This is a genomic window from Methanosarcina sp. (genome assembly GCF_028693135.1).
GTDB lineage: Archaea > Halobacteriota > Methanosarcinia > Methanosarcinales > Methanosarcinaceae > Methanosarcina.
Genome location: NZ_JAQUVZ010000015.1, coordinates 60,490 through 78,681, shown reverse-complemented (window position 1 = coordinate 78,681; position 18,192 = coordinate 60,490). Strand labels below are relative to the sequence as shown.

Sequence of the window (18,192 nt, the reverse complement as noted above, 5' to 3'; positions counted from 1 at the left end):
GATGTGGAAAATACCATGACAAGGTACTGGAGACCTTTTAAAGAGAGGCCTCTTCCTTCAGGCAAGATCTCTTCAAAAAATGCCTTCTGGCTGTTTATCCTGCTTGCAGGGATTACTTCTGCCCTTATCTTCACCCTTCCCTATCCCAACTCTCTTTACGTCTTTGCAATAATGCTGTATTCTTACGGCATAGAAGCTTTTTACCAGATTAAAAAAAGGGACCAGAAGTACCCGGTTGCCCAGCTTCTGGGAAGAACGGATTTCACCCTGTTTCCGGCAGCAGGCTATCTCTGTTACGGGCAGCCGGATATGACCATGCTGCTCTATATGGTTTTTTTCTATCCCTGGACGATGGCTCACCTGGGGTTGAACGACTTTATTGACCTGGAAAACGACCGGGCAAGAGGCATGAACTCGATAGCCGTCCTTTACGGCGCAAAAGGGGCTATGTACTGGGTTACAGGCTTTACGCTCCTGCATTTCTTTACAGCTATTTTCTTCCTCAGGGAGCTCGGGACTATTGCTCACTATGGCTTTCTTGCAGGCTTTGTACTCCTTGCAGGGGCAAACCTTTACCTATGGAAAGAAATAAGTCCGGGCGCGGGTTTGAGGATACTGCCTGTTTACCACGGAACTCTGGTAATCTATGCAGTTTCGATAATCTTTGACTTCTTCTATTAAATTTTGTGAAATCCGTCTACGGCCTTTTCCACGGCTTTCCCTCTTTTTTTCAACCAAATTTTTATTTTTTCCTTCTGCAGAGTCTCAGGGTATGGCAGCGCAGGCTTCCACCTCCTGCAAGCAGGGCTTCAGGGTGGAAAGGAATAACCTCAACGCCCTCCCCAGCAAGGCTTTTCCTGGTTTTCTGATCAAATGCGTTGTCATAGTGGAAGATGGTCCCGCTTTCAAGTGGGACAAAAGAACAGGCCAGGCGGCTTTGCTCAGAGTCCGAAACAGGGATGATCTCCATGCCTTTCTTCGGCCCAAACTCTTTAAAATCGATTCTTTCTCTGGAGTCTTTCGTAAACAGACAGGCCTCTTCAAAGGCTGGAAAGCAAGGGCAATGTCTTCTCTTATTTGATTGAAGACCGTATCAGGGTGCATGTAGCGCCTGGCTTTTGAAATGGGGGCATAATTTCCTTCTTCAAACTCCAGGATATTTGAAATAAATTCCCGGATAAAGGGATAGGTAGCCTTTCCTTATCAGCAACAAAAATCGTTTCTTTTGAGAGCAGGAAGCAGCCTTCGAAAAATCCTTCCACTCCGTTGAATTCATTGTCATTCTCAAATGCGTTTATTTGCAAGGATCATCGCATTTGTCCCGTCTTCACTCAGTAAAGCCTTGAGAACCTCAAATCCGCAGATGTCCAGAAAAGCGAGAACCTGGTTATATGTATATTTGTAGGTAAAGCCCATTCGGATGACGTCCCCTTCTCTGAAGCATATGGTCTCTTCCCCGACCCTTATCTCAGAGTCCTTCAGGATATTCAGGCTCTTTTGGGTCCTATACAGTGCCCCTATTCTGGAATCCACATGTGCAAGCAAAAGTTCGAAGTCGAAATCGTTGGGAGCCATTCCGTACTGAAGCAGGGGATACATATTGAAGAGCGCATTTTTTCTTGAAGCATATGTGCCCAAAATAGATTTCGTTGCAGACTGTGTCTCTTCATCTGAACCCTGTGCAGGGAGAAGATTGGCATCGAAGAAGAATAAGTCTCCCTGCTCAAGGTTTTCATGGATAAGCTGAAGAATGAATTCAGGCTCATAATTGCAAAAGGTGTTTCCCAGAATACAGAACAGAACTGGAAGATGCCAGTGTTTTTTAAGAAGAGGCATGTCCTCAATAAAGCCGACTATCCCTTTTTTTTCTACAGGCAGGTCCTTTACCTTTTCAAGGGCGGCATCTACAAACTGGCTGTTTATGTCGACGGGATAATAGCGTGTTGATACTTTTTCTGAGGCTGGATTTTCAGCCAGTTTTTTCTTTATCAGTTCTTTGAGAAGAACTCTTTCTTTTTCCCCGCTACCTACCTCCACACTCACAAGGCTCATGCACGCAGGAATGAATCTGATAATTGAAACGACATTCTCTTCAAGCATTATTTTGAGCTGACGGGCAACAGGACACGTTCCGGATCCCTCCAGCTTCAACCAGTTATTTGCCCCTTCCACACCTGTATACAGGAGATAATCAGGTAGTTCGTGATTCTTCAGGCTCTCATACAACCTCTCTTCAGGATCTTTCTCGCTGATAGTTATGATCTTTTCTTCTTTTTCCGGAGCCTGTTCCAATCTCGCTTTTCCTGTACTGTTCAACTTCTCACTTCTCCCAGGGTCATTTCATAATATATGTGCTCAAGAAATAATAAATTTTTTTATTATTTATTACCTTAATCGGTTTTTTATTGTTTTTTCATTCTTTGAAGCACTGCTTACATTCCATCTTCAGGGCTTCAAACGGGTCGACTCCGTTATTTACCCCGACGCTGTAGGCGTATCCGCGGCAGCCTATGTATTCTTCCATATGTTCACAGTTCCCACACCTGCCTTCGAGCACTTTGTCGATATTCATGACATATGCGAAGATGTCGGAGTCATAGATCTTCCCCAGGTTCATCCTGTTTATCAGATTTTCAAGCCCGGTTTTTATATCCTCGAAAGCTCCTTCCCCTCCTGCAAGGTAGTCCTGGACCTCAGGCCTGAGGGAATCGAGTTTTCCCATAACAGAGGCGTTGTGTTCATACAGGAACCCTGCAAGTTCCTCTGTCATCAAAACAGTGTTCGAATTTTGCTTCGGATATTATGCGTTTGAGGGCATTAAAATTCGCTACTTTTACCGAATCCTCTCCGCTCTGTGCATAGCAATAGTGGCAGCGGAGATTGCATGATGTATTCATTTCAAGCCTTATGGCTAAAAGTCTGTTTGGGTTTCTGGCTTCATGTGCCCCGTACATGTATCCCCTCAGGACGGGGGGCTGCGAAAACAGGTTCAATGCATCAAAATCCTTTGACTCTTTCCCCAACATACTAAAAGGTATATATGCCACCCTTTATCAAGTTGCAAGAAACTAAGTGATATTTTCGATATCAGATGGTTGATTTTGTTCTGATGTTTTACATTTTTTCTTCCCGGAAAATTCTAATTTTTTTTAAAATAACATGTCTCTTTTTCCTGAAAAAGCTGCCTATTTCTCCCAATCTGTGCTGTTCTCAAGTTTCTTATAGCTTTCAATCCAATTTCATTCCGGGATGTTTGAAGAAATCCAGGTTAAAAAGCCCTTCATAAAATTAAGGAAACAAGCAGGCTCAAATTACCCTTCCGCTGGGACCTGAATATTTACAGGGGGTGCGAACACGGCTGCAATTACTGTTATGCAATGTATTTTCACGGCTATCTGGAAAAAGAAGAAAAATCCTCATCTGCAGGGGAAGAAAACTCTAATTTTTTCCAGAAGATCTATATAAAAACAAACATTGCAGAAGCCCTTGAAAACCAGCTTGGAGCCCGGTCCTGGAATAAAGAGGTAATCAACACATGTGGAGTGTGTGATAGTTACCAGCCCGCCGAGGTCAGGTACGGTTTGATGCGCAAGGTCCTGAAGCCGATGATCGAATACAAAAAGTTACCATATCCACAAAATCTAATCTTATTCTCAGAGACTATGACCTGCTTGAAGAACTTGCTGAACTGACATACGTAAACGTCGCTGTCACGGTCACAACGACAGATGAAAAGCTAAGTTCTCTGCTGGAACCCCTGGCTTCTTCTCCGGAAAAACGTTTTTCAGTCCTGCAGGCTTTCAAAGATACCTCTGCTACTACCGGGCTACATATGATGCCTGTTCTTCCTTTTCTTACGGACAGCCCTGAAAATATCGGGCAAATTCTTTCTCTTGCAGCCGAATGTAAGGTAGATTATGTCCTTCCGGGCCTGCTAAATCTCAGGGGTGAAACCAGAAAACATTTTTTCAATTTCCTTGGCCGCAATTATCCCTAACTTCTGGACTCTTACCGCAGGCTGTACGCAAAAGGAGGGGCTGACGGAGCCTATAAGGCTGGACTCTACGGGGTGCTCGAGGCTCTTATGGAAAAATACCGGCTCTCAGGGGACTACATGAAACCCATACAGGCAAAACTTTTACGCCCCAGACAGCTCAAGCTCACGGATTTTTCCGAAGATGATTTTTAAGCTTTATTTTCTAAAATTAGAGGTCTGGCTACAGGAAAATGAAGCCCTGGATTTTCCCATTCCAGGTTTTTGAGCATGAAAATATCAGGGGTGGGAAACATGGGCTATGGTTATGGTATAAGATCCCTGTTGGAAGTTATGTCCATAAAAAATCTTGATTTTGAGTATTTATTTTTCGTCTCCTGCGCAGCCGCAGGAAATATTGCCCGTCAGGATTTCTTTCCAGTCGCCGATAACGTCATGAGTCCAGCAGTCGTCGGCTCCTGCGGCTTCCCGCATGACAAGGGCAAAGATGTAGGAAAGTTCCTTGACTGTAGCTCCTGCTTCAAGGGCACCCTTGAAGTGCTTAAGGACACAGGGCTTTGACCTACCTTTGATGGAGAGGGCAAAGCAGATGAACTGGTAGGTCTTTTCGTCGATCATCCGTTTTTCGGCGTAGAGCTGGTCAATCTCGTCCAGCTTCTGGGTGAATTCAGGGAAAAATTCTTCCAGCATTCTCATATTTATGGCTCCTTTTTTACCTGCAAACTCACAGGTTCACACTGTTAATACGGTACACATAATATGATATTTTTTTATATTTAAGGCTTGTTTCAAAAAATATTGAAACCACAGTCTGACGGGGTTTTCTTTATCTACATATGGAAATGATCGTTTTTTTTTTAATTAAACAGGTTTTATTTTTCTTCCGGTTCGGTTTAATTTCTTTTTATATAATACCTATGATCATCCTGTTTTTTGAGATTTGATGAGGAAAAAGCTATACAGACGATCCGTTACTATGCGTGTGGGGGGCAAGTTTCAAACTTTCTACTGGAAGTAAAGGGGTCTGGGATTCTGCCGGAACAAAATGGAGTCTTGTCTAGTGGAGTCTGCGATATCTCCGGACTATCCGGAAATAAGTGTGGTCCTCAGCGGAATGTCAGATATAAATACGTCGAAGATAACATACAGATCGCAGCTGAAGGCTTCCCTGGCTCCCTGACAGAAGAGGAAAAAAGTTAATTTTCAGGGTAAAGGAAATATGCCGGTCAAAAAAAGAGTCAACTGTACTGGCTTCCAGTAATGCATGCCCTTTCCATCAGGGATAAATATCCTGGAGAATTTCAAGCACCTGAACAATGCCGAGATATTTGATAATGCAGAAGGGGATAAGGTTCTGTACAGTGGTCTTGAAGGTCAGGCTTCAAATTGTACGGAATGAGAGCAATGTGAAGATAAGTGCCCACCGAAAACTCCTATCAGGGAAATGTTAAAAGAAGTTGTAAAATTATTTGGAAAAATTATTTTGAATTTCTTCGGCTTTACTGTTATATTTCCGGATCCTCATGTTTTACATGATGAAATTCTGAGGACTACTACTACGATTCCATTTTTCATGAATAAACCTGGATAAAAACAGATGAAAACAGATGGTTTCGATCCATTTTTATCCGTGTCCATCTGTGGTTCTTTTATGAAAAATGAATAGTCCATAATTTGGAATCGATGCACTAAACTTCAAAAAATTAAAATATTTTTTAAGTCTTGCTGATACGTAGCTTATTCTTTTTGCATGTATTTTTCGGCTGACCTGGTATATGTTTCGGCTCTCAAGAGTTCATCTGTTCTTAATTGTTTTGTACTCACATAGAAATTAAGGATAGAAGTTGCCTGCGGTTCAGACAACTATTTAATTTCAAGATATCCGTTTTCGCGATATAGGTGTCGAATTGTTATCTTCTGGATTTTTCCTTCTTCTTTGATTAGTTCTTATTTTCGGACTTATTCCTCTATCATCGAGCCCAGAGACATTCCGACTACCAGTGCAAAAATTGAAACTACCAGTGGGATTAAAATTACCATGAATAAATTCCCTTCATCGGCGTACTTAAACATGAAATTAAACATAATGAAGCTTGACAGTATTCCGACAACCAGCAAGATAATAGCTGGTCCCCCATATAGCTTTTCAATCGTGTTACCCATTGTCTGTCCCCCCCTTTATCGTGGCCCTGTTCCCAGTTTTTCAAGCAGGTTGTTTGCTGGAAACAGCCCCACATACATTAATATTAAGGCAATTGGATATAAAACTTGAGGTGATGTGTAACATGTGTTTTATATTTTAAATCAATAGGAAGCTCCGCATCTACACTTTATACAAAAACGTATTCTCTCAAAATGTATGAGGAAAAGTAAATTTCACATATTTGCTGAATATCTAAAAATTTACCTGAGTCTGAAAAACATGCTCATGAAGCATATTAAGCTTAACAACTGTATAATAAAATTATTACATATCTTGCCGGTTGGAAAATTCTCCCTCGAATTTGAAGAGGATACACAAAAACCTCATATTTTCAAGTTTCAAGAAGTGAATTTTTAATTCTCTTGAATTCATTTCGTTTTCATTTTCCATCCTAAACCAGGCATGCAATAAGAATTCAGGACATTTTATAACTTTTTATATAATCTTGCCAAATTCACTTTTCTGGTATCGTTTGGTAAAATTAAAACATGTAACTGAATATAAATAAATACATATTAACAAAATATATACTTCACATTATTAATAATTTATTTATATAGTTATATTAATATATGATGTGAATTAATCAAGTTAATAGGGCATATTATTTGGGAAGAATTGAATTTATATGTGATTATCTAGATGTGATCTGGATGTTTTTTCTGTAGTTTGTAGTTTTATTGACTACGTTTTTCTTTCCAAGCTTTCAATTATGCCGGGGGCATTAAGGAATATGTTGAGGAAAATTATTTAAACAGAATTCGATTTAAATTATAATAACTGAATAAATAATTCCAGCTATATATATCTATTAACATTAAAGGTAAATCTATATTAATTTATCATCAACCGGTAGTGGGGGAAGGAATTATTTGGAGAAGATAATAGCAAAGGCTTATTATCTGGATGTTATTTTCACGCAGGCCGTCCTTTTGCTGGTTCTGTATGCTCTTTACGTGTTCATCGTACCTACGATCACCTGAGGCTTAGTACCTTTCGGATCAGAGGGCTGCCATAGAGAATACAATCTGAATTTAGAGGGGACTCCATCGGGGGGTGGATAATCTGGCGAAGCTCAGGGTCAAACCTTGGTTGGTGGATTTGTTTTTTATGCATGTTATGTTTGTGGTGATCCTGTACATTGTTTACAAATTCATAGTGCCAACAATAGTCCCTATATGATAGGGATTACGGAAAATCAACTGGAATGGTCTTGGAAAAATAAGGATTAAAATCCTGGAAAAACAGGTGAAAAAAGGCAGAATTCCATAATATGTGGAAAACAAAAGACTGAAAACAGAATCTCAGGGTATTAGGGATAAAATCTCAGGTAAGTGGAGATAATACCAGGATATCAGAGAACATAGAAAATAATGCCAAAATCTCGGGAATGAAGAATAAAATCTAAGAGTGGGGGTAATTGATTTGGAAGATGGAATAAATGCTCGTATAGAAAGTAATAAACGTGTGAGTGATGGAATGAATAACCAAATCGGAGGCGTTCGGGAGAAAAAGAAGCCTAAAACTCCGGTTGAAGGGGAGTCTCAGGTGGGCGGGATCAGGTCCAAATCTTACTATCTGGATGTGGTCTTTATTCAGGTCGTGCTTTTACTACTGCTTTATGGAATCTGTGTGTTTGTGGTGCCCAGACTGACTTGAAAAGCTTTGCTCCTATGACACTAAAAAGCTACTATGGATTGTCTCGTTTATTACTTAGGGAGTGCAGAGGGTCATGAATACCCCTACCTTTCAGGTCGGGGATGAAGTGAACCCTCACTGGCTTTTCTTCGTGTTCCTTTGACCCTACAAAACATCGTTTCTTTCTACAATATTTATTCTTGGCACCATGGCCACAGGTGGTGCCACCTGCCTATGGCCCGGATGTGATAAATGTTGGAATTGCACAGTTTTAAATGGCTATGGTCAGATTACCTTCCACATCGTGTTGGAAGTCTATGGTCAAGTGGCAAGTTCTATCCATCCGTTGGAAATGTGACCACTGACACAATCAAGCACTATATTAAAGAATCGCAGGGGAAACCGAAAGCAGAGTTTCAATCGTGTAGATTAAGGAAATCTGGGCAAAACTCGACTATTTCTGAGACGTCGAGTGTGTAGCCCGTGGCATACTCCATCCTTTAGGGGAGCTGCACGCAATTTGATTTGGGAAATGATTTTTTTGGAAAAAATATTTTGAATTTCTCCGGCTTTTACTTTTATCCTACTTTTTGAAGGCAACCTGGTTTTTTCATAATATTTTTAATGATAGCGTTTTTGCTGGAAAACACATTATCCTTGATACTAAACATTACTGCAAAAATAGTTCATTGTTTATAAATGTCGAACTGCCGAGAGCAGGTTTATATCTCCGAATACTCATGTTTTACATGATGAAATTCCGAGGACTGGTTACCAGCTTCTTAAAAATCAGAATTGTAGTAGCTGTAGGTTTTATCTCCGAGCTTCTAAAAACACATTGATGATAAGGCGTTTTCATCAACAGTGTCTCCCTCTGGAGGGAGTATTATTGCTTTTCGACAGCTCCTGGAGAAAACCACAGCGTATCTACCACATCTTAATATTCACCCAATCGAAACGACAATAGAATAGTGTTATCTATCTGTCTAGTTTATATAATTCTTATTCATATATAACCAAAACGATGAAGATTTTTACTTTACGATTGGAATATTCCAACGGCATTGGATATGACAACTCTCATTGGAACCTCTCCATTTTGTTATGAGTTTCGAATCGTATGGGATTTATCCTGAATTTCTTGAGGATTTTCCAGTGAACTTACAACTTTTTGTTATAATATATTCTAAGTGAGACAAACCCATGAGCCACGTTTCTGATGCCAGTTCTTCGTTACTTGATGCAATTTTCCTTTCTGAAAAAAGAAAGAACCTTCTTCTGCTGTTAAAAGAAGAAGGGCCTAAAAGCAGTGAAGAGATCAAAAACGCATTTGATTTCCCCTGGAAGTCAATGATTCCCCAGATCAAAAAGCTGGTTGATTTAGGTCTGGTTATCCAGAAAGACGGGGTTTATTCTCTCTCTGAAATGGGGATAGTGATAGCCACAAATGTACAGTTTTTGCTAAACATCCTGAAGATATATGGGGAAAACAGAGATTTCTGGTCAGAGCATGATTTGAGCTCAATTCCTTTCCACCTTCTTACAAGAATCGGAGAATTGGGGCAATGTAAGGTCCTGAAACCCGATCTCTCTCATATATTTAAAGTTCAGGAAGATATTGTAAAATGTATGCTGGCTTCTTCCCGCATTATGGTATTTGTTTCGGCCATCCATCCCGCTTACCATCTGCTCTGCCTGGGATTTATTGAAAAGGGGATTGATGTTACAATTATCCTCACGGAATCGGTTTTCGAGAGTATCCAGGACGAATGTCTCTCCGAATCATCCACATTTTTCAGCGATAGCTCCGTTCTCAAGCTGGACCTACCGGAATACAAAAAGGAAGTTCAGTTCTTTTTGAACTGCGAAAACTCACATTTTTTTGTATCCGATGGGGAGAAAAAACCAATGATGTTGATAGTAACCGATAAGATCTTTGCGCTTTCCCTGCTTGATAAAAATGGCAGAGTTGACCGTCACTACATTGTCAGCTTTGAGCCCGGAGCTCTAAAATGGGGAGAAGAACTTTTTACATATTACAAAAAGAATTCCAGGCAGACTTTTTCTCTCTAAGGTTCCCCTCATTTTTTCTCTCTAAGGTTCCCCTATTCACTTTTTTAAGGTTGTGAAGTCTTTGAAATTCTATCTTTTATTTTGTTCCACTGCCTTTAAAAAATGTGTAGCAGAAAGTCCCTCCGGGTTCGGCAGTCTTATGGAGTTCTTCTATCCCTTTTTTCCATGCTTCTTTTTCCATCATTTTCATTTCCAGGGCTTGTTTTTTTACACCTTCTACCATGGGAATGATGGTCTTCAGGATAAAGCCGTCCACAAGTTCAGGTTTGCTGGAATCCACATAGACCATCCTCGGCTCTACTCTTATGTCCCTGAACCCCGACTCTTGCAGGAGAGGATAAAGCTGGCGTCCGATTAAGGAGTTTCCTCTCATTTGAACCTGCACCCGGATAAGGCAGTTCCAGGCTTCAAGGGCATTTTTTCCTTCCGGATGGAAGTAACAGGACCCATGGTCACCTTCAATTACAGTGATCGTACCTCCGGGTTTCAGGATTTTTCTCAGGTTTCTCATGACTTTTTCTGGATTTTGCAGGTGTTCGAGCACGAAACAGACAAAAACGTGGTCAAAGCTACTATCTTCAAATGGGAGTGAAAAAATGTCTGCCTGAAGGAACCTTACGTTTTTAATTCCGTTTCTTTCTACTTTTTCCCTGGCTTTTTCAAGTGACTCAGGAGAGATGTCAACTGATGTGATTTTTGCGTCAGGATTGTTTTTTGCCAGGATTACAGTCTGGGCTCCTATCCCGCAGCCGGCTTCCAGCACCTTTGCTCCGGGCGGATATATCGTATCATGATGGAGAAGGGTTTCAAGCGTTTCTGCCTGTTCTGAAAGACGAAGAGCCTCTCTTTCGGAATATCCATGAACATATTCAGCCATGAGTGTTTTAGCTCCCGATTTAATCTGTCTTCAATGCTGTATTAACTGTTATCAATCAATATATCATTATCTTTAGACAATATCGGAAATGCCGCTAAATTCTGTATAGGGGACTTCCACTTTGGATAATAATTAACTCATTCTGGCCGTGAAAGAATTCCTTAAAGGGTTGTTCACGCCTGCTGTTTTCTTTTTGCCCTTATTTTCTCATTGTTACCATGTACAGTTTTCTTGGCAGCTCTCCTTCGTCAAATTCTTCCCTCTCGAAACTCTCGTATCCTTTTGCAAGGTGCTCAACCTTTTCTCTGCTGAAAAAGTGAACTATAAAGCCGCCTGTAATTTCGTACATGTCTTCTCCTCTGTGCTTTCCTGTCCCGTAATGAGCATCTCCGGTGTGCCTGGCTGTATAGGTATTTATTCCACCTGGCTTGAGTACCCTTTTGATCTCACTGCAGAGGAACTCCAGTTCCTCCGTGGTCAGGGCCATGCAGTAAAGCATATGAGAATAGCAGGCATCAAAAGTCCCGGCTTCAAAGGGAAGAGGATTTCTTACATCGTGTCTGAGGGCTGTAACATATTCTCCTAATCCCGCTTCTTCAGCTTTTTCTTTTATCGCTTTTGGCCCGCTTTCAGTGTAGTCAAGCGAATGGACTGAAAAACCCCTGCTGGCAAAAAAGCAGGTATCTCTTCCCTGACCTCCTCCAAGTTCCAGGACTTTCTTTTTTCCTTCTTTTTCAAAAATAGCTGCTGCTTTTCTGGCAGGATAACTCGGTTCGTCCCCAAATCTCGAGCAGGTATTTGAAAACACTCTTTCCCAGTGAGGCTGCTGCTCGTTAAGGATCTCCTTTTCCATGCCATGTTCTACTTTTTTCCTACCTGTGGTTTCCTTATCCATCTCATACACTTCCTTACTGTGAACTTCCCTTTTAACCTGAATTAGTATGATTTTATACTCTTTATTTTTATATAACTGTCTATTTTATTATTTGTGGACAGAACGCGAATCTAGAAGGGTTAAAACCATTCTGAATCAGAAAGGTTAAGTTAGTTTCACCTAAAAAATATTAGATTGTTATAAACTGTTAAGTAGAATTTAATTTAAACAGAAGGAAATATCTCTGAATCAAAAAAGTTAAATCATTAACGTTTTTGTGGATATAGGAATCATTCAGGCTTTCGTGAATGTAAGCTGATTTCTCACTATTGCAGGAAAAAATGAAATGGAGGTTTGCCCGAGAGAGTCTCTTTCCCTCGAGCGACATTTTATGTTGGATATTGAAAACGGGTTCGGTTCTTTTGAGTTCTTTTTTAAGGGTAAAAATTTTCACTTTAATACTTTCACTCTTCATCTATGGCACTGACATACCTGGGAAATAAGAGCATGAAATTTTCCTGGTAAGACTTCCCATCTTTGCTGATATTGAGATCCCACATAATCTCCGGTTCTTTAGATATTCCTTTAGCTTGAATCATCTTATTCCTCCCTGTTTTACCTTTAGGTTTTAATAATTTCTTTTTTCTATCCTGATGGACCTCTCCCGGGGCTGCACAGTTCCCGGGATAAGTGCCAGATGATTGCAGGTCTGTTTGCTTTGCAGGATAGGAGATTCATTTCTATCCACTTTAATTAAAACTCGAAAACTACGTAAGGGTACGGATTTGGGTAACAGGTATTAGTTATGAAGATAATGAACTCAAACTATCTGGTTTTTAGCTATTATGTCCGGATTTGTGAGCCTTTTTCAAGCAGATTATAAAGAAGGCATTATAAGGCTTTATATACATTCATTTTTTGAGTCGGAAAGAACTAAATTTCCTTGTTTTTGGAACCTTTCCCTCTCGAAAGTAGCTTTACCTTTTCTTTCTCATGGACCTTTATTTTTTCTTTTCCGAACTATGTTTTTCCCATTTGTTCATATCATACCGTAAATTCATAATTTCCTGTCTCTCGGGTTTCAAGCGATTTTCTGACGAATTCATATTTTTTTGCTTGGATGTATCAAGCTATAAAACTGAATTTGAATATTTTATTTAAAAATCAGACATGGAGCCCGAAAATAAAAGCTGAATTTTCTTCAAAGAGGCTATCTATAATAAATTGGTATCAGGATCTTCTCCGAGTATGATAGGCTAAAACTGCTCTACACCCGGGTAATAAATACTCGATTTTTTGTAATCTTACAAAGATTTGAAAGTAAGCGGTATAAATCTAAAAGCGCCTTTTTATGCTATTTTTCCAAAAAAAGGTGTGATAAGGGGCACAATAAATTATTTTTTAAAGATAAATACTTATTTATAACGATATTGTCAAATTTAATATTGAGAACCGAATCCTAACGATGGGAAGCAAAATGTCCAAACAGAATTCCAGCACTCACCTGCATGACAAAAAGAGCACTTCTGAGGAGTCTCATGAGCAAAGCCATAAGCACGGTGAGCTTTTAAATTTCCATCTTTCTCTCCACTCCCTTTCTCACAAATTCACCCATATCTCCTCTCACAAACATCCTCATGTCCATTCCCATGGGCACTGCCACACCCACGGATCTGTAGACCCCTCAATTCTTGCCACAGAGAAAGGACTCTGGGCAGTAAAGTGGTCGTTTATCGGGCTGATTATTACCGCCGTTATGCAGATTTTCATTGTCTATATCTCAGGCAGTGTTGCCCTTCTTGCCGACACCATCCATAACTTCGGGGACGCATCAACAGCCATTCCTCTTGCAATTGCCTTTTCCCTTGCCCGGAGAAAGCCGAGTAAACGCTTTTCTTACGGGTATGGCAGGGTTGAGGACCTGGCAGGTGTGATCATTGTTTTCCTTATCCTCTTCAGTGCGGGCGTGGCGGGATATGAGTCTGTGAACCGCTTTTTCAACCCGCAGCCGATAGGACATTTACAGGCTGTAGCTATTGCCGGGATCATCGGCTGTGTCGGAAACGAGATCGTGGCCCAGTTCCGGATGAAGGTCGGAAAGGAAATCGGGAGTGCAGCTCTAATCGCCGATGGCTACCATGCCAGAGTCGACGGCTTTACAAGCCTTGCTGTTCTCATAGGAGCCGCAGGAGCCTGGGTTGGGTACCCGATAATTGATCCTATCATCGGAATACTGATAACCATAACCATCCTGAAAATAGTCCTTGACACGAGTAAGCTGGTCTTCACCCGCCTGCTGGACGGGGTTGAACCTGAAGTTCTCGATAATGTCACAAATATTGCAGGGAGTGTTGAAGGCGTCTGTGAAATTACGGATATCAGGGTCCGCTGGATAGGACACAGGCTCCATGCGGAAATCAATGCTTCTGTTGTCCCCTCTCTTTCAGTTGAAGAAGGGCATGAAATTGCCAACGCTGTAAGGGAAAAGCTTCTGGAGAATTTTTCCTACCTTTCCGGCACCACCATCCATGTGGACCCCCTCACAGCCTCGGGGGAGTGCTGCCACTGTGGAGGTGAAGGAAAGAGAAGCGTAAAGCAAACGCATGTTTCGACTACTCACCCCAATTGAGGCCCTCAGAGAGGTTTCAGGTTTCTTTCCTGAACCCCTCATAGTGCACAGGGTTTTACTTTCCCCAACAAAGTTTTCCATCTGGGCAGGAGTCTCTGCAGAACTTATTCAGGCTGTAAACACCACGTCCACTCTTTCCACATCCCACAAAGACCCCAGTTTATCCATTACATCCTCTTTTATTGCCGAAGCAAACTGGTGGTCTGCAGGCAGGTCAACAACCACCCTGGCCACCCCAGCTTCGACACTCGTTTTAAGGATTAGATTCGTGTGGATAATGTCAAGACCGGTTAGCGGATTCATAACGTGTTTGAGCCTCCGCTGGATTACTTCTTCGGTTGTAGGCTCTTTCTCAGTAACAAGCCCGTGCTTTTCCTCGTAGTCACGGATTGCGGCACGCAGACCCTCAACTGCAAGCACGGAGCAGTGGGCTTTAATCGGAGGAAGCCCCCCCAGTTCTTCAGAAGCCTGTTTCCATGTTATTTTCTTTGCTTCATCCAGAGTTTTTCCCCGTGCAAGATCCGTGATTACGGACCCTGTAGCAATATTAGAAGCACACCCGTAAGATTCGAATTTTACGTCTTCAATAACCTTTGTTTCGGGTTCGACTTTAATATATACAGCAACCATGTCTCCACATGCCGGACTTCCTTCCAGGCCTTTTCCGTCAGGATTCTCTATTTTCCCTACATTATGCGGGTTTCTGAAATGCTCCAGCACTTTTTCGCTATAAGGAAACCTTATACCCTCACCTTTCTTTTCTACTTTAATCATCCTTTCTCCCCTTCCTTTCCTTCTCTTTTCTTTTCCTGCCTTTTCTACGTGTTCTCTTTTTTTTTCTTTCATCTCATTTTTTTGCAAGCGGACTTATTTCTCTGAGCCTTGCCACAATTTCAATCATAGCTTCAATTGCGGAATCCGCATCTTCCATACGGTTGTAGCGCCCGAAAGTAAAGCGCACCGAGCCGTGAGCCCTTTCGTGGTCTCCTCCGATTCCCCTGATCACGTGGCTGGCTTCAAGGGAGCGGGAAAAACAGGCAGAACCAGTGCTTACAGCAAAGCCCCGCATGTCCATATGCAGGGTTATGGACTCTCCTTCAACGTAGTGAAAAGTCAGGTTTGCATTCTGAGGCAGGCGTTTCGTGTGACTTCCGTTGAGGGTGACATCCGTGATCTCTGAAAGGGCCTTTTCGATTACGCGGTCCCTCATAGCTTCAAGGCGCCGGTTTTCTTCCTCGGTTACAAGCTCCACAGCTGTTGCAAATCCTACGGCTCCGGGAATATTCTCTACGCCTGCTCTCATGTTAAATTCCTGAAAGCCTCCGTCCATGAATTTCGTTATGGGGGTATTTTTCCGGATATAGAGCGCACCTATCCCTCTGGGCCCGTGAATTGTATGGGCTGACAACGTCACCAGGTCTACGGGCAATTCCTTCACATTGAGGGGAAGCCGGGTAAAGCTGTGGGTAGCATCGGTATGCAGGAGTACGTCTTTTTCTTCACATATCTCAGAAATAGCCTTAAGGTCCTGGGCAGTCCCTATTTCCTGATTGGCGTACTGGATCGAGACAAGGACAGTTTCTTTTGTAATTGCTTTTTTGAGCCCTTCAAGGTCTGCAAACCCTTCGGCATCCACATCCAGAAAAGTTACATCAAAGCCCTGCTTCTGGAGGGCTTTTGCCGTATTTAATACAGGAAAATCTTCTATCTTCGAAACGATAATATGCTTGCCTTTCTTCTCCTTAAGGGCCAGGGCTGATCCTTTAAGTGCCATATTGCTTGATTCCGTATCTCCCGAAGTAAACACAATTTCTTCGGAATTCGCACCAATCCTTGAAGCTATACTTTCCCTGGAATTTTCCAGCCCCTCTTTTGCATCGATGCCCATAGAATATCCAAACTCGGATGTCGCTACCGCATAAGTATCAAAAAAGTAAGGCTTCATTGCTTCAAGCACCCTTTCATCCAGTCGGGTACATGCAGCATTGTCAAGATAAATCATATTTTCAAATATTTCTTTCCCCTCCTCAGATTAAACTCGATTTATAGTAGATTTACAGCTGAAATGGATGTATTGAGGCTTAAGAATCGAAACAAAACCCAAAAGGTCCGGACTAACACGCCAATTCTAAGTCCGGAAACCTTTTCAGGATCAGATAAAGAGAGTTATGTTTGCATCCCTTGCTTCCTGGATATACGTGCCAACAGCTCCCCATTCGTCCACCCATTCCGTTCGAAGATCTTCTTTTGTTATGCCCATTATCTCCATGGTCATTTCACAGGCTATGATCTTTCCACCAAGTTCCTTGAAATCACTCATCAGCCTTTCCAGTGAGACAACATTGGCTTTATCCATCCTTTTTTTGATCATCTGCCTGCCCAGGCCCATCATGTTCATTTTGGAAAGTGGCCCCTTCTCAAGCTCCCCTTTTTTAAGCCGCATGAGCCCCCAGAATGTGATGAATATGGAGGCTTCCATTCCCATTGCCAGGGCCCCGTTTGCAATTATAAGCGCACTGTATACCTTGTCCATATCCCCGCTGTGCAGGACAATAACTGCCTTTTCCCCCATTTCCCCTCCTTTTCCGGCCTTACCTCCGGATCTTTATCTCCCACTCTTTTCCTCCCTCTTTGTCTTCAATCTCCAGCACCTTTAGTCCCATCGCCTCACATGCCATGGGAATCTCTTTTTTTGATGCCGGATGCGTGCCCTTTACTATTACAAGGTCTCCCGGTGAGGCTTTTTTGAATGCTTTTCTGCACTCTACAAGCGGGACCGGGCAGGTCTGCCCTCTTACGTCTACTTCCAGTTCTGCCACTGTTCTTACCCCCCTAAATCAGAGAAATGGAACGTTTCTAAAGATAACTATGCCTTCTTCCCCTAAAGTCACTATATTCCAAAAAATATATTATCGTTTCGTATTAAAAATATTATCCAGGAGCTGTCTCTTCTCTCTCTGGTTATTCTCATGCCTTTTGCTGGTGTCATTTTTTACTCAAAGTTTTCTTTTTCCTCACAGGACGTTTCTTATCTTTTTCGCAACTTCTTCCAGATTGGTAGTATCGGTTTCAGTCCAGACGATTGATTTTATTCCTCGTCCACCATCCCCCTTTTTTCTTGGAATAACGTGTACATGCACATGGGGGACTTCCTGTCCTGCTACTTCCCCGTTATTTATGCCGACGTTCGACCCTTCTGCTGAAAATGCTTTCTCTACTGCAGCCGTAACTTTTCTCGCAGCTTCAAAAAGCAGGGCAACATCTTCTGCATTCATATCCGTAAAGGTGCTGAAATGTTTTTTAGGAGTCACGAGCGTATGCCCCTCACTTGCCGGGTAAATGTCAAGAAATGCGTAAACGGCATCATCCTCATATATCCGGTTTGAAGGGATTTCCCCTGAAATTATCTTGCAAAAAAGGCAGTTTTCTGTCATGTGGTATTCCCATAAAGGTTTAGGAGGGCACACTTATATCAGGGTTCTGTTCTCAGAGTTTTGTTCTCAGAGTCTGTTCTCAGAGTTCTGTTTCCTTAATACGTTTTAATTACAATCCGGACATCCACTATCATTAATTTATTACTCAGTAATCTTGAAATCCCTTTTTCTTAGCATCGAATCATAATCCTGGAGAGTAAAATCAGTATGATCGGTTATATTGCAGGTGCCCTGACAACCATAGCTTTTGCCCCTCAGCTTATAAAAGCTCTGACCACGAAATCCACAAAAGATGTATCTCTTCTAATGCTGCTTTGCTCGACGTCTGGTATGGCTCTTCTGGTTGAAATAAAACTGGTCTGAAAATCGGTATATTTAACTCTGAAGGTGTGGAGGCACAGTGTGAATTCCCTTTTCTCGGAGAGCATCAACCCGACAGATGGGGTATTTCACGAGTGTTTTGAGCATGA

At 41.8% G+C, this 18,192-nt stretch carries 23 protein-coding genes; 9 read left to right on the top strand and 14 right to left on the bottom strand.

Going from position 1 to position 18,192, the window contains the following annotated elements; genetic code table 11:
* Positions 1-681: UbiA family prenyltransferase (locus PHF18_RS09325; RefSeq protein ID WP_300101594.1), on the top strand; the 681-nt coding region annotated here is incomplete at its 5' end.
* 61 nt (positions 682-742) lie between these two features.
* Here the strand turns inward: PHF18_RS09325 and PHF18_RS09320 are convergent.
* The 4 genes from PHF18_RS09320 to PHF18_RS09305 form a co-directional block, all read right to left on the bottom strand.
* Positions 743-970 (bottom strand): hypothetical protein, encoded by a 228-nt coding sequence (locus tag PHF18_RS09320; RefSeq protein ID WP_300101592.1) that lies wholly within the window; start codon positions 968-970, stop codon positions 743-745.
* Positions 971-1,284: 314 nt separating this feature from the next.
* Complete coding sequence (locus tag PHF18_RS09315; RefSeq protein WP_300101590.1) at positions 1,285-2,316, bottom strand: L-histidine N(alpha)-methyltransferase; 1,032 nt, start codon at positions 2,314-2,316, stop codon at positions 1,285-1,287.
* 97 nt (positions 2,317-2,413) lie between these two features.
* Positions 2,414-2,770 carry a hypothetical protein gene (locus PHF18_RS09310; RefSeq protein ID WP_300101587.1) on the bottom strand — a complete coding sequence of 119 codons (357 nt, stop codon included), beginning with the start codon at positions 2,768-2,770 and terminating at the stop codon, positions 2,414-2,416.
* Complete coding sequence (locus PHF18_RS09305; RefSeq protein ID WP_300101584.1) at positions 2,739-3,026, bottom strand: hypothetical protein; 288 nt, start codon at positions 3,024-3,026, stop codon at positions 2,739-2,741. The genes PHF18_RS09310 and PHF18_RS09305 overlap by 32 nt, the downstream gene beginning before the upstream one ends.
* Positions 3,027-3,377: 351 nt before the next feature.
* Between PHF18_RS09305 and PHF18_RS09300 the strand changes: the two genes are divergently transcribed.
* Both PHF18_RS09300 and PHF18_RS09295 read left to right on the top strand, forming a co-directional pair.
* Positions 3,378-3,692 carry a hypothetical protein gene (locus tag PHF18_RS09300; RefSeq protein WP_300101581.1) on the top strand — a complete coding sequence of 105 codons (315 nt, stop codon included), beginning with the start codon at positions 3,378-3,380 and terminating at the stop codon, positions 3,690-3,692.
* 140 nt (positions 3,693-3,832) lie between these two features.
* The gene (locus PHF18_RS09295; protein ID WP_300101578.1) at positions 3,833-3,997 is read left to right on the top strand and encodes a hypothetical protein; all 165 of its coding nucleotides are present in this window, start codon (positions 3,833-3,835) and stop codon (positions 3,995-3,997) included.
* 360 nt (positions 3,998-4,357) lie between these two features.
* Here PHF18_RS09295 and PHF18_RS09290 read toward each other — a convergent pair whose 3' ends face one another.
* Positions 4,358-4,690 carry a carboxymuconolactone decarboxylase family protein gene (locus tag PHF18_RS09290; RefSeq protein WP_300101576.1) on the bottom strand — a complete coding sequence of 111 codons (333 nt, stop codon included), beginning with the start codon at positions 4,688-4,690 and terminating at the stop codon, positions 4,358-4,360.
* Positions 4,691-5,258: 568 nt separating this feature from the next.
* Between PHF18_RS09290 and PHF18_RS09285 the strand changes: the two genes are divergently transcribed.
* Entirely contained in the window at positions 5,259-5,393 is a 135-nt protein-coding gene (locus tag PHF18_RS09285) for a hypothetical protein (RefSeq protein WP_300101573.1), read from the top strand.
* Positions 5,394-5,438: 45 nt separating this feature from the next.
* The gene (locus PHF18_RS09280; RefSeq protein WP_300101570.1) at positions 5,439-5,585 is read left to right on the top strand and encodes a hypothetical protein; all 147 of its coding nucleotides are present in this window, start codon (positions 5,439-5,441) and stop codon (positions 5,583-5,585) included.
* Between the two features lie 368 nt (positions 5,586-5,953).
* On the opposite strand, the gene PHF18_RS09275 is transcribed toward PHF18_RS09280, so the two are convergent.
* Positions 5,954-6,157: a hypothetical protein gene (locus PHF18_RS09275; RefSeq protein WP_300101567.1), complete on the bottom strand. Its 204-nt coding sequence runs from the start codon at positions 6,155-6,157 to the stop codon at positions 5,954-5,956.
* Positions 6,158-7,622: 1,465 nt separating this feature from the next.
* Between PHF18_RS09275 and PHF18_RS09270 the strand changes: the two genes are divergently transcribed.
* Together PHF18_RS09270 and PHF18_RS09265 are read left to right on the top strand one after the other, a co-directional pair.
* Positions 7,623-7,856, top strand: coding sequence for a hypothetical protein (locus PHF18_RS09270; protein WP_300101564.1), 234 nt, complete (start codon positions 7,623-7,625; stop codon positions 7,854-7,856).
* A 1,182-nt stretch (positions 7,857-9,038) separates the two neighbouring features.
* Complete coding sequence (locus PHF18_RS09265) at positions 9,039-9,908, top strand: winged helix-turn-helix domain-containing protein (RefSeq protein WP_300101561.1); 870 nt, start codon at positions 9,039-9,041, stop codon at positions 9,906-9,908.
* A gap of 76 nt (positions 9,909-9,984) precedes the next feature.
* Here PHF18_RS09265 and PHF18_RS09260 read toward each other — a convergent pair whose 3' ends face one another.
* The 3 genes from PHF18_RS09260 to PHF18_RS09250 all read right to left on the bottom strand — a co-directional run bounded on the left by PHF18_RS09260 (position 9,985) and on the right by PHF18_RS09250 (position 12,258).
* Positions 9,985-10,785: a methyltransferase domain-containing protein gene (locus tag PHF18_RS09260; RefSeq protein WP_300101558.1), complete on the bottom strand. Its 801-nt coding sequence runs from the start codon at positions 10,783-10,785 to the stop codon at positions 9,985-9,987.
* 199 nt (positions 10,786-10,984) lie between these two features.
* Complete coding sequence (locus tag PHF18_RS09255; RefSeq protein ID WP_300101555.1) at positions 10,985-11,680, bottom strand: class I SAM-dependent methyltransferase; 696 nt, start codon at positions 11,678-11,680, stop codon at positions 10,985-10,987.
* A gap of 443 nt (positions 11,681-12,123) precedes the next feature.
* On the bottom strand, positions 12,124-12,258 hold the full coding sequence (locus PHF18_RS09250; protein ID WP_300101552.1) for a hypothetical protein: 135 nt from the start codon (positions 12,256-12,258) through the stop codon (positions 12,124-12,126).
* 878 nt (positions 12,259-13,136) lie between these two features.
* Between PHF18_RS09250 and PHF18_RS09245 the strand changes: the two genes are divergently transcribed.
* Complete coding sequence (locus PHF18_RS09245) at positions 13,137-14,288, top strand: cation diffusion facilitator family transporter (RefSeq protein ID WP_300101548.1); 1,152 nt, start codon at positions 13,137-13,139, stop codon at positions 14,286-14,288.
* 108 nt (positions 14,289-14,396) lie between these two features.
* On the opposite strand, the gene PHF18_RS09240 is transcribed toward PHF18_RS09245, so the two are convergent.
* The 5 genes from PHF18_RS09240 to PHF18_RS09220 all read right to left on the bottom strand — a co-directional run bounded on the left by PHF18_RS09240 (position 14,397) and on the right by PHF18_RS09220 (position 17,722).
* Positions 14,397-15,059, bottom strand: a complete 663-nt coding sequence (locus PHF18_RS09240) for an iron-sulfur cluster assembly scaffold protein (RefSeq protein WP_300101596.1) — start codon at positions 15,057-15,059, stop codon at positions 14,397-14,399.
* Positions 15,060-15,135: 76 nt separating this feature from the next.
* Complete coding sequence (locus tag PHF18_RS09235; protein WP_300101546.1) at positions 15,136-16,290, bottom strand: cysteine desulfurase family protein; 1,155 nt, start codon at positions 16,288-16,290, stop codon at positions 15,136-15,138.
* A 150-nt stretch (positions 16,291-16,440) separates the two neighbouring features.
* Positions 16,441-16,860, bottom strand: a complete 420-nt coding sequence (locus PHF18_RS09230) for a DsrE/DsrF/DrsH-like family protein (protein ID WP_300101543.1) — start codon at positions 16,858-16,860, stop codon at positions 16,441-16,443.
* Positions 16,861-16,879: 19 nt separating this feature from the next.
* Positions 16,880-17,107: a sulfurtransferase TusA family protein gene (locus PHF18_RS09225; protein WP_300101540.1), complete on the bottom strand. Its 228-nt coding sequence runs from the start codon at positions 17,105-17,107 to the stop codon at positions 16,880-16,882.
* A 195-nt stretch (positions 17,108-17,302) separates the two neighbouring features.
* The gene (locus tag PHF18_RS09220) at positions 17,303-17,722 is read right to left on the bottom strand and encodes an HIT family protein (RefSeq protein WP_300101537.1); all 420 of its coding nucleotides are present in this window, start codon (positions 17,720-17,722) and stop codon (positions 17,303-17,305) included.
* 207 nt (positions 17,723-17,929) lie between these two features.
* Here PHF18_RS09220 and PHF18_RS09215 point away from each other — a divergent pair, with 207 nt between their 5' ends.
* Complete coding sequence (locus PHF18_RS09215) at positions 17,930-18,085, top strand: PQ-loop domain-containing transporter (RefSeq protein WP_300101534.1); 156 nt, start codon at positions 17,930-17,932, stop codon at positions 18,083-18,085.
* Positions 18,086-18,192: the final 107 nt, after the last annotated feature.

What these genes read in the sequence shown, in the direction of transcription:
- PHF18_RS09320 (WP_300101592.1), bottom strand. Translation starts at nt 970, where the DNA reads ATGGAGATCATCCCTGTTTCGGACTCTGAGCAAAGCCGCCTGGCCTGT.
- PHF18_RS09310 (WP_300101587.1), bottom strand. Translation starts at nt 2,770, where the DNA reads ATGACAGAGGAACTTGCAGGGTTCCTGTATGAACACAACGCCTCTGTT.
- PHF18_RS09305 (WP_300101584.1), bottom strand. Translation starts at nt 3,026, where the DNA reads ATGTTGGGGAAAGAGTCAAAGGATTTTGATGCATTGAACCTGTTTTCG.
- PHF18_RS09300 (WP_300101581.1), top strand. Translation starts at nt 3,378, where the DNA reads ATGTATTTTCACGGCTATCTGGAAAAAGAAGAAAAATCCTCATCTGCA.
- PHF18_RS09295 (WP_300101578.1), top strand. Translation starts at nt 3,833, where the DNA reads ATGATGCCTGTTCTTCCTTTTCTTACGGACAGCCCTGAAAATATCGGG.
- PHF18_RS09290 (WP_300101576.1), bottom strand. Translation starts at nt 4,690, where the DNA reads ATGAGAATGCTGGAAGAATTTTTCCCTGAATTCACCCAGAAGCTGGAC.
- PHF18_RS09285 (WP_300101573.1), top strand. Translation starts at nt 5,259, where the DNA reads ATGCCCTTTCCATCAGGGATAAATATCCTGGAGAATTTCAAGCACCTG.
- PHF18_RS09280 (WP_300101570.1), top strand. Translation starts at nt 5,439, where the DNA reads ATGTTAAAAGAAGTTGTAAAATTATTTGGAAAAATTATTTTGAATTTC.
- PHF18_RS09275 (WP_300101567.1), bottom strand. Translation starts at nt 6,157, where the DNA reads ATGGGTAACACGATTGAAAAGCTATATGGGGGACCAGCTATTATCTTG.
- PHF18_RS09265 (WP_300101561.1), top strand. Translation starts at nt 9,039, where the DNA reads ATGAGCCACGTTTCTGATGCCAGTTCTTCGTTACTTGATGCAATTTTC.
- PHF18_RS09260 (WP_300101558.1), bottom strand. Translation starts at nt 10,785, where the DNA reads ATGGCTGAATATGTTCATGGATATTCCGAAAGAGAGGCTCTTCGTCTT.
- PHF18_RS09255 (WP_300101555.1), bottom strand. Translation starts at nt 11,680, where the DNA reads ATGGATAAGGAAACCACAGGTAGGAAAAAAGTAGAACATGGCATGGAA.
- PHF18_RS09250 (WP_300101552.1), bottom strand. Translation starts at nt 12,258, where the DNA reads ATGATTCAAGCTAAAGGAATATCTAAAGAACCGGAGATTATGTGGGAT.
- PHF18_RS09245 (WP_300101548.1), top strand. Translation starts at nt 13,137, where the DNA reads ATGTCCAAACAGAATTCCAGCACTCACCTGCATGACAAAAAGAGCACT.
- PHF18_RS09235 (WP_300101546.1), bottom strand. Translation starts at nt 16,290, where the DNA reads ATGATTTATCTTGACAATGCTGCATGTACCCGACTGGATGAAAGGGTG.
- PHF18_RS09230 (WP_300101543.1), bottom strand. Translation starts at nt 16,860, where the DNA reads ATGGGGGAAAAGGCAGTTATTGTCCTGCACAGCGGGGATATGGACAAG.
- PHF18_RS09220 (WP_300101537.1), bottom strand. Translation starts at nt 17,722, where the DNA reads ATGACAGAAAACTGCCTTTTTTGCAAGATAATTTCAGGGGAAATCCCT.
- PHF18_RS09215 (WP_300101534.1), top strand. Translation starts at nt 17,930, where the DNA reads ATGATCGGTTATATTGCAGGTGCCCTGACAACCATAGCTTTTGCCCCT.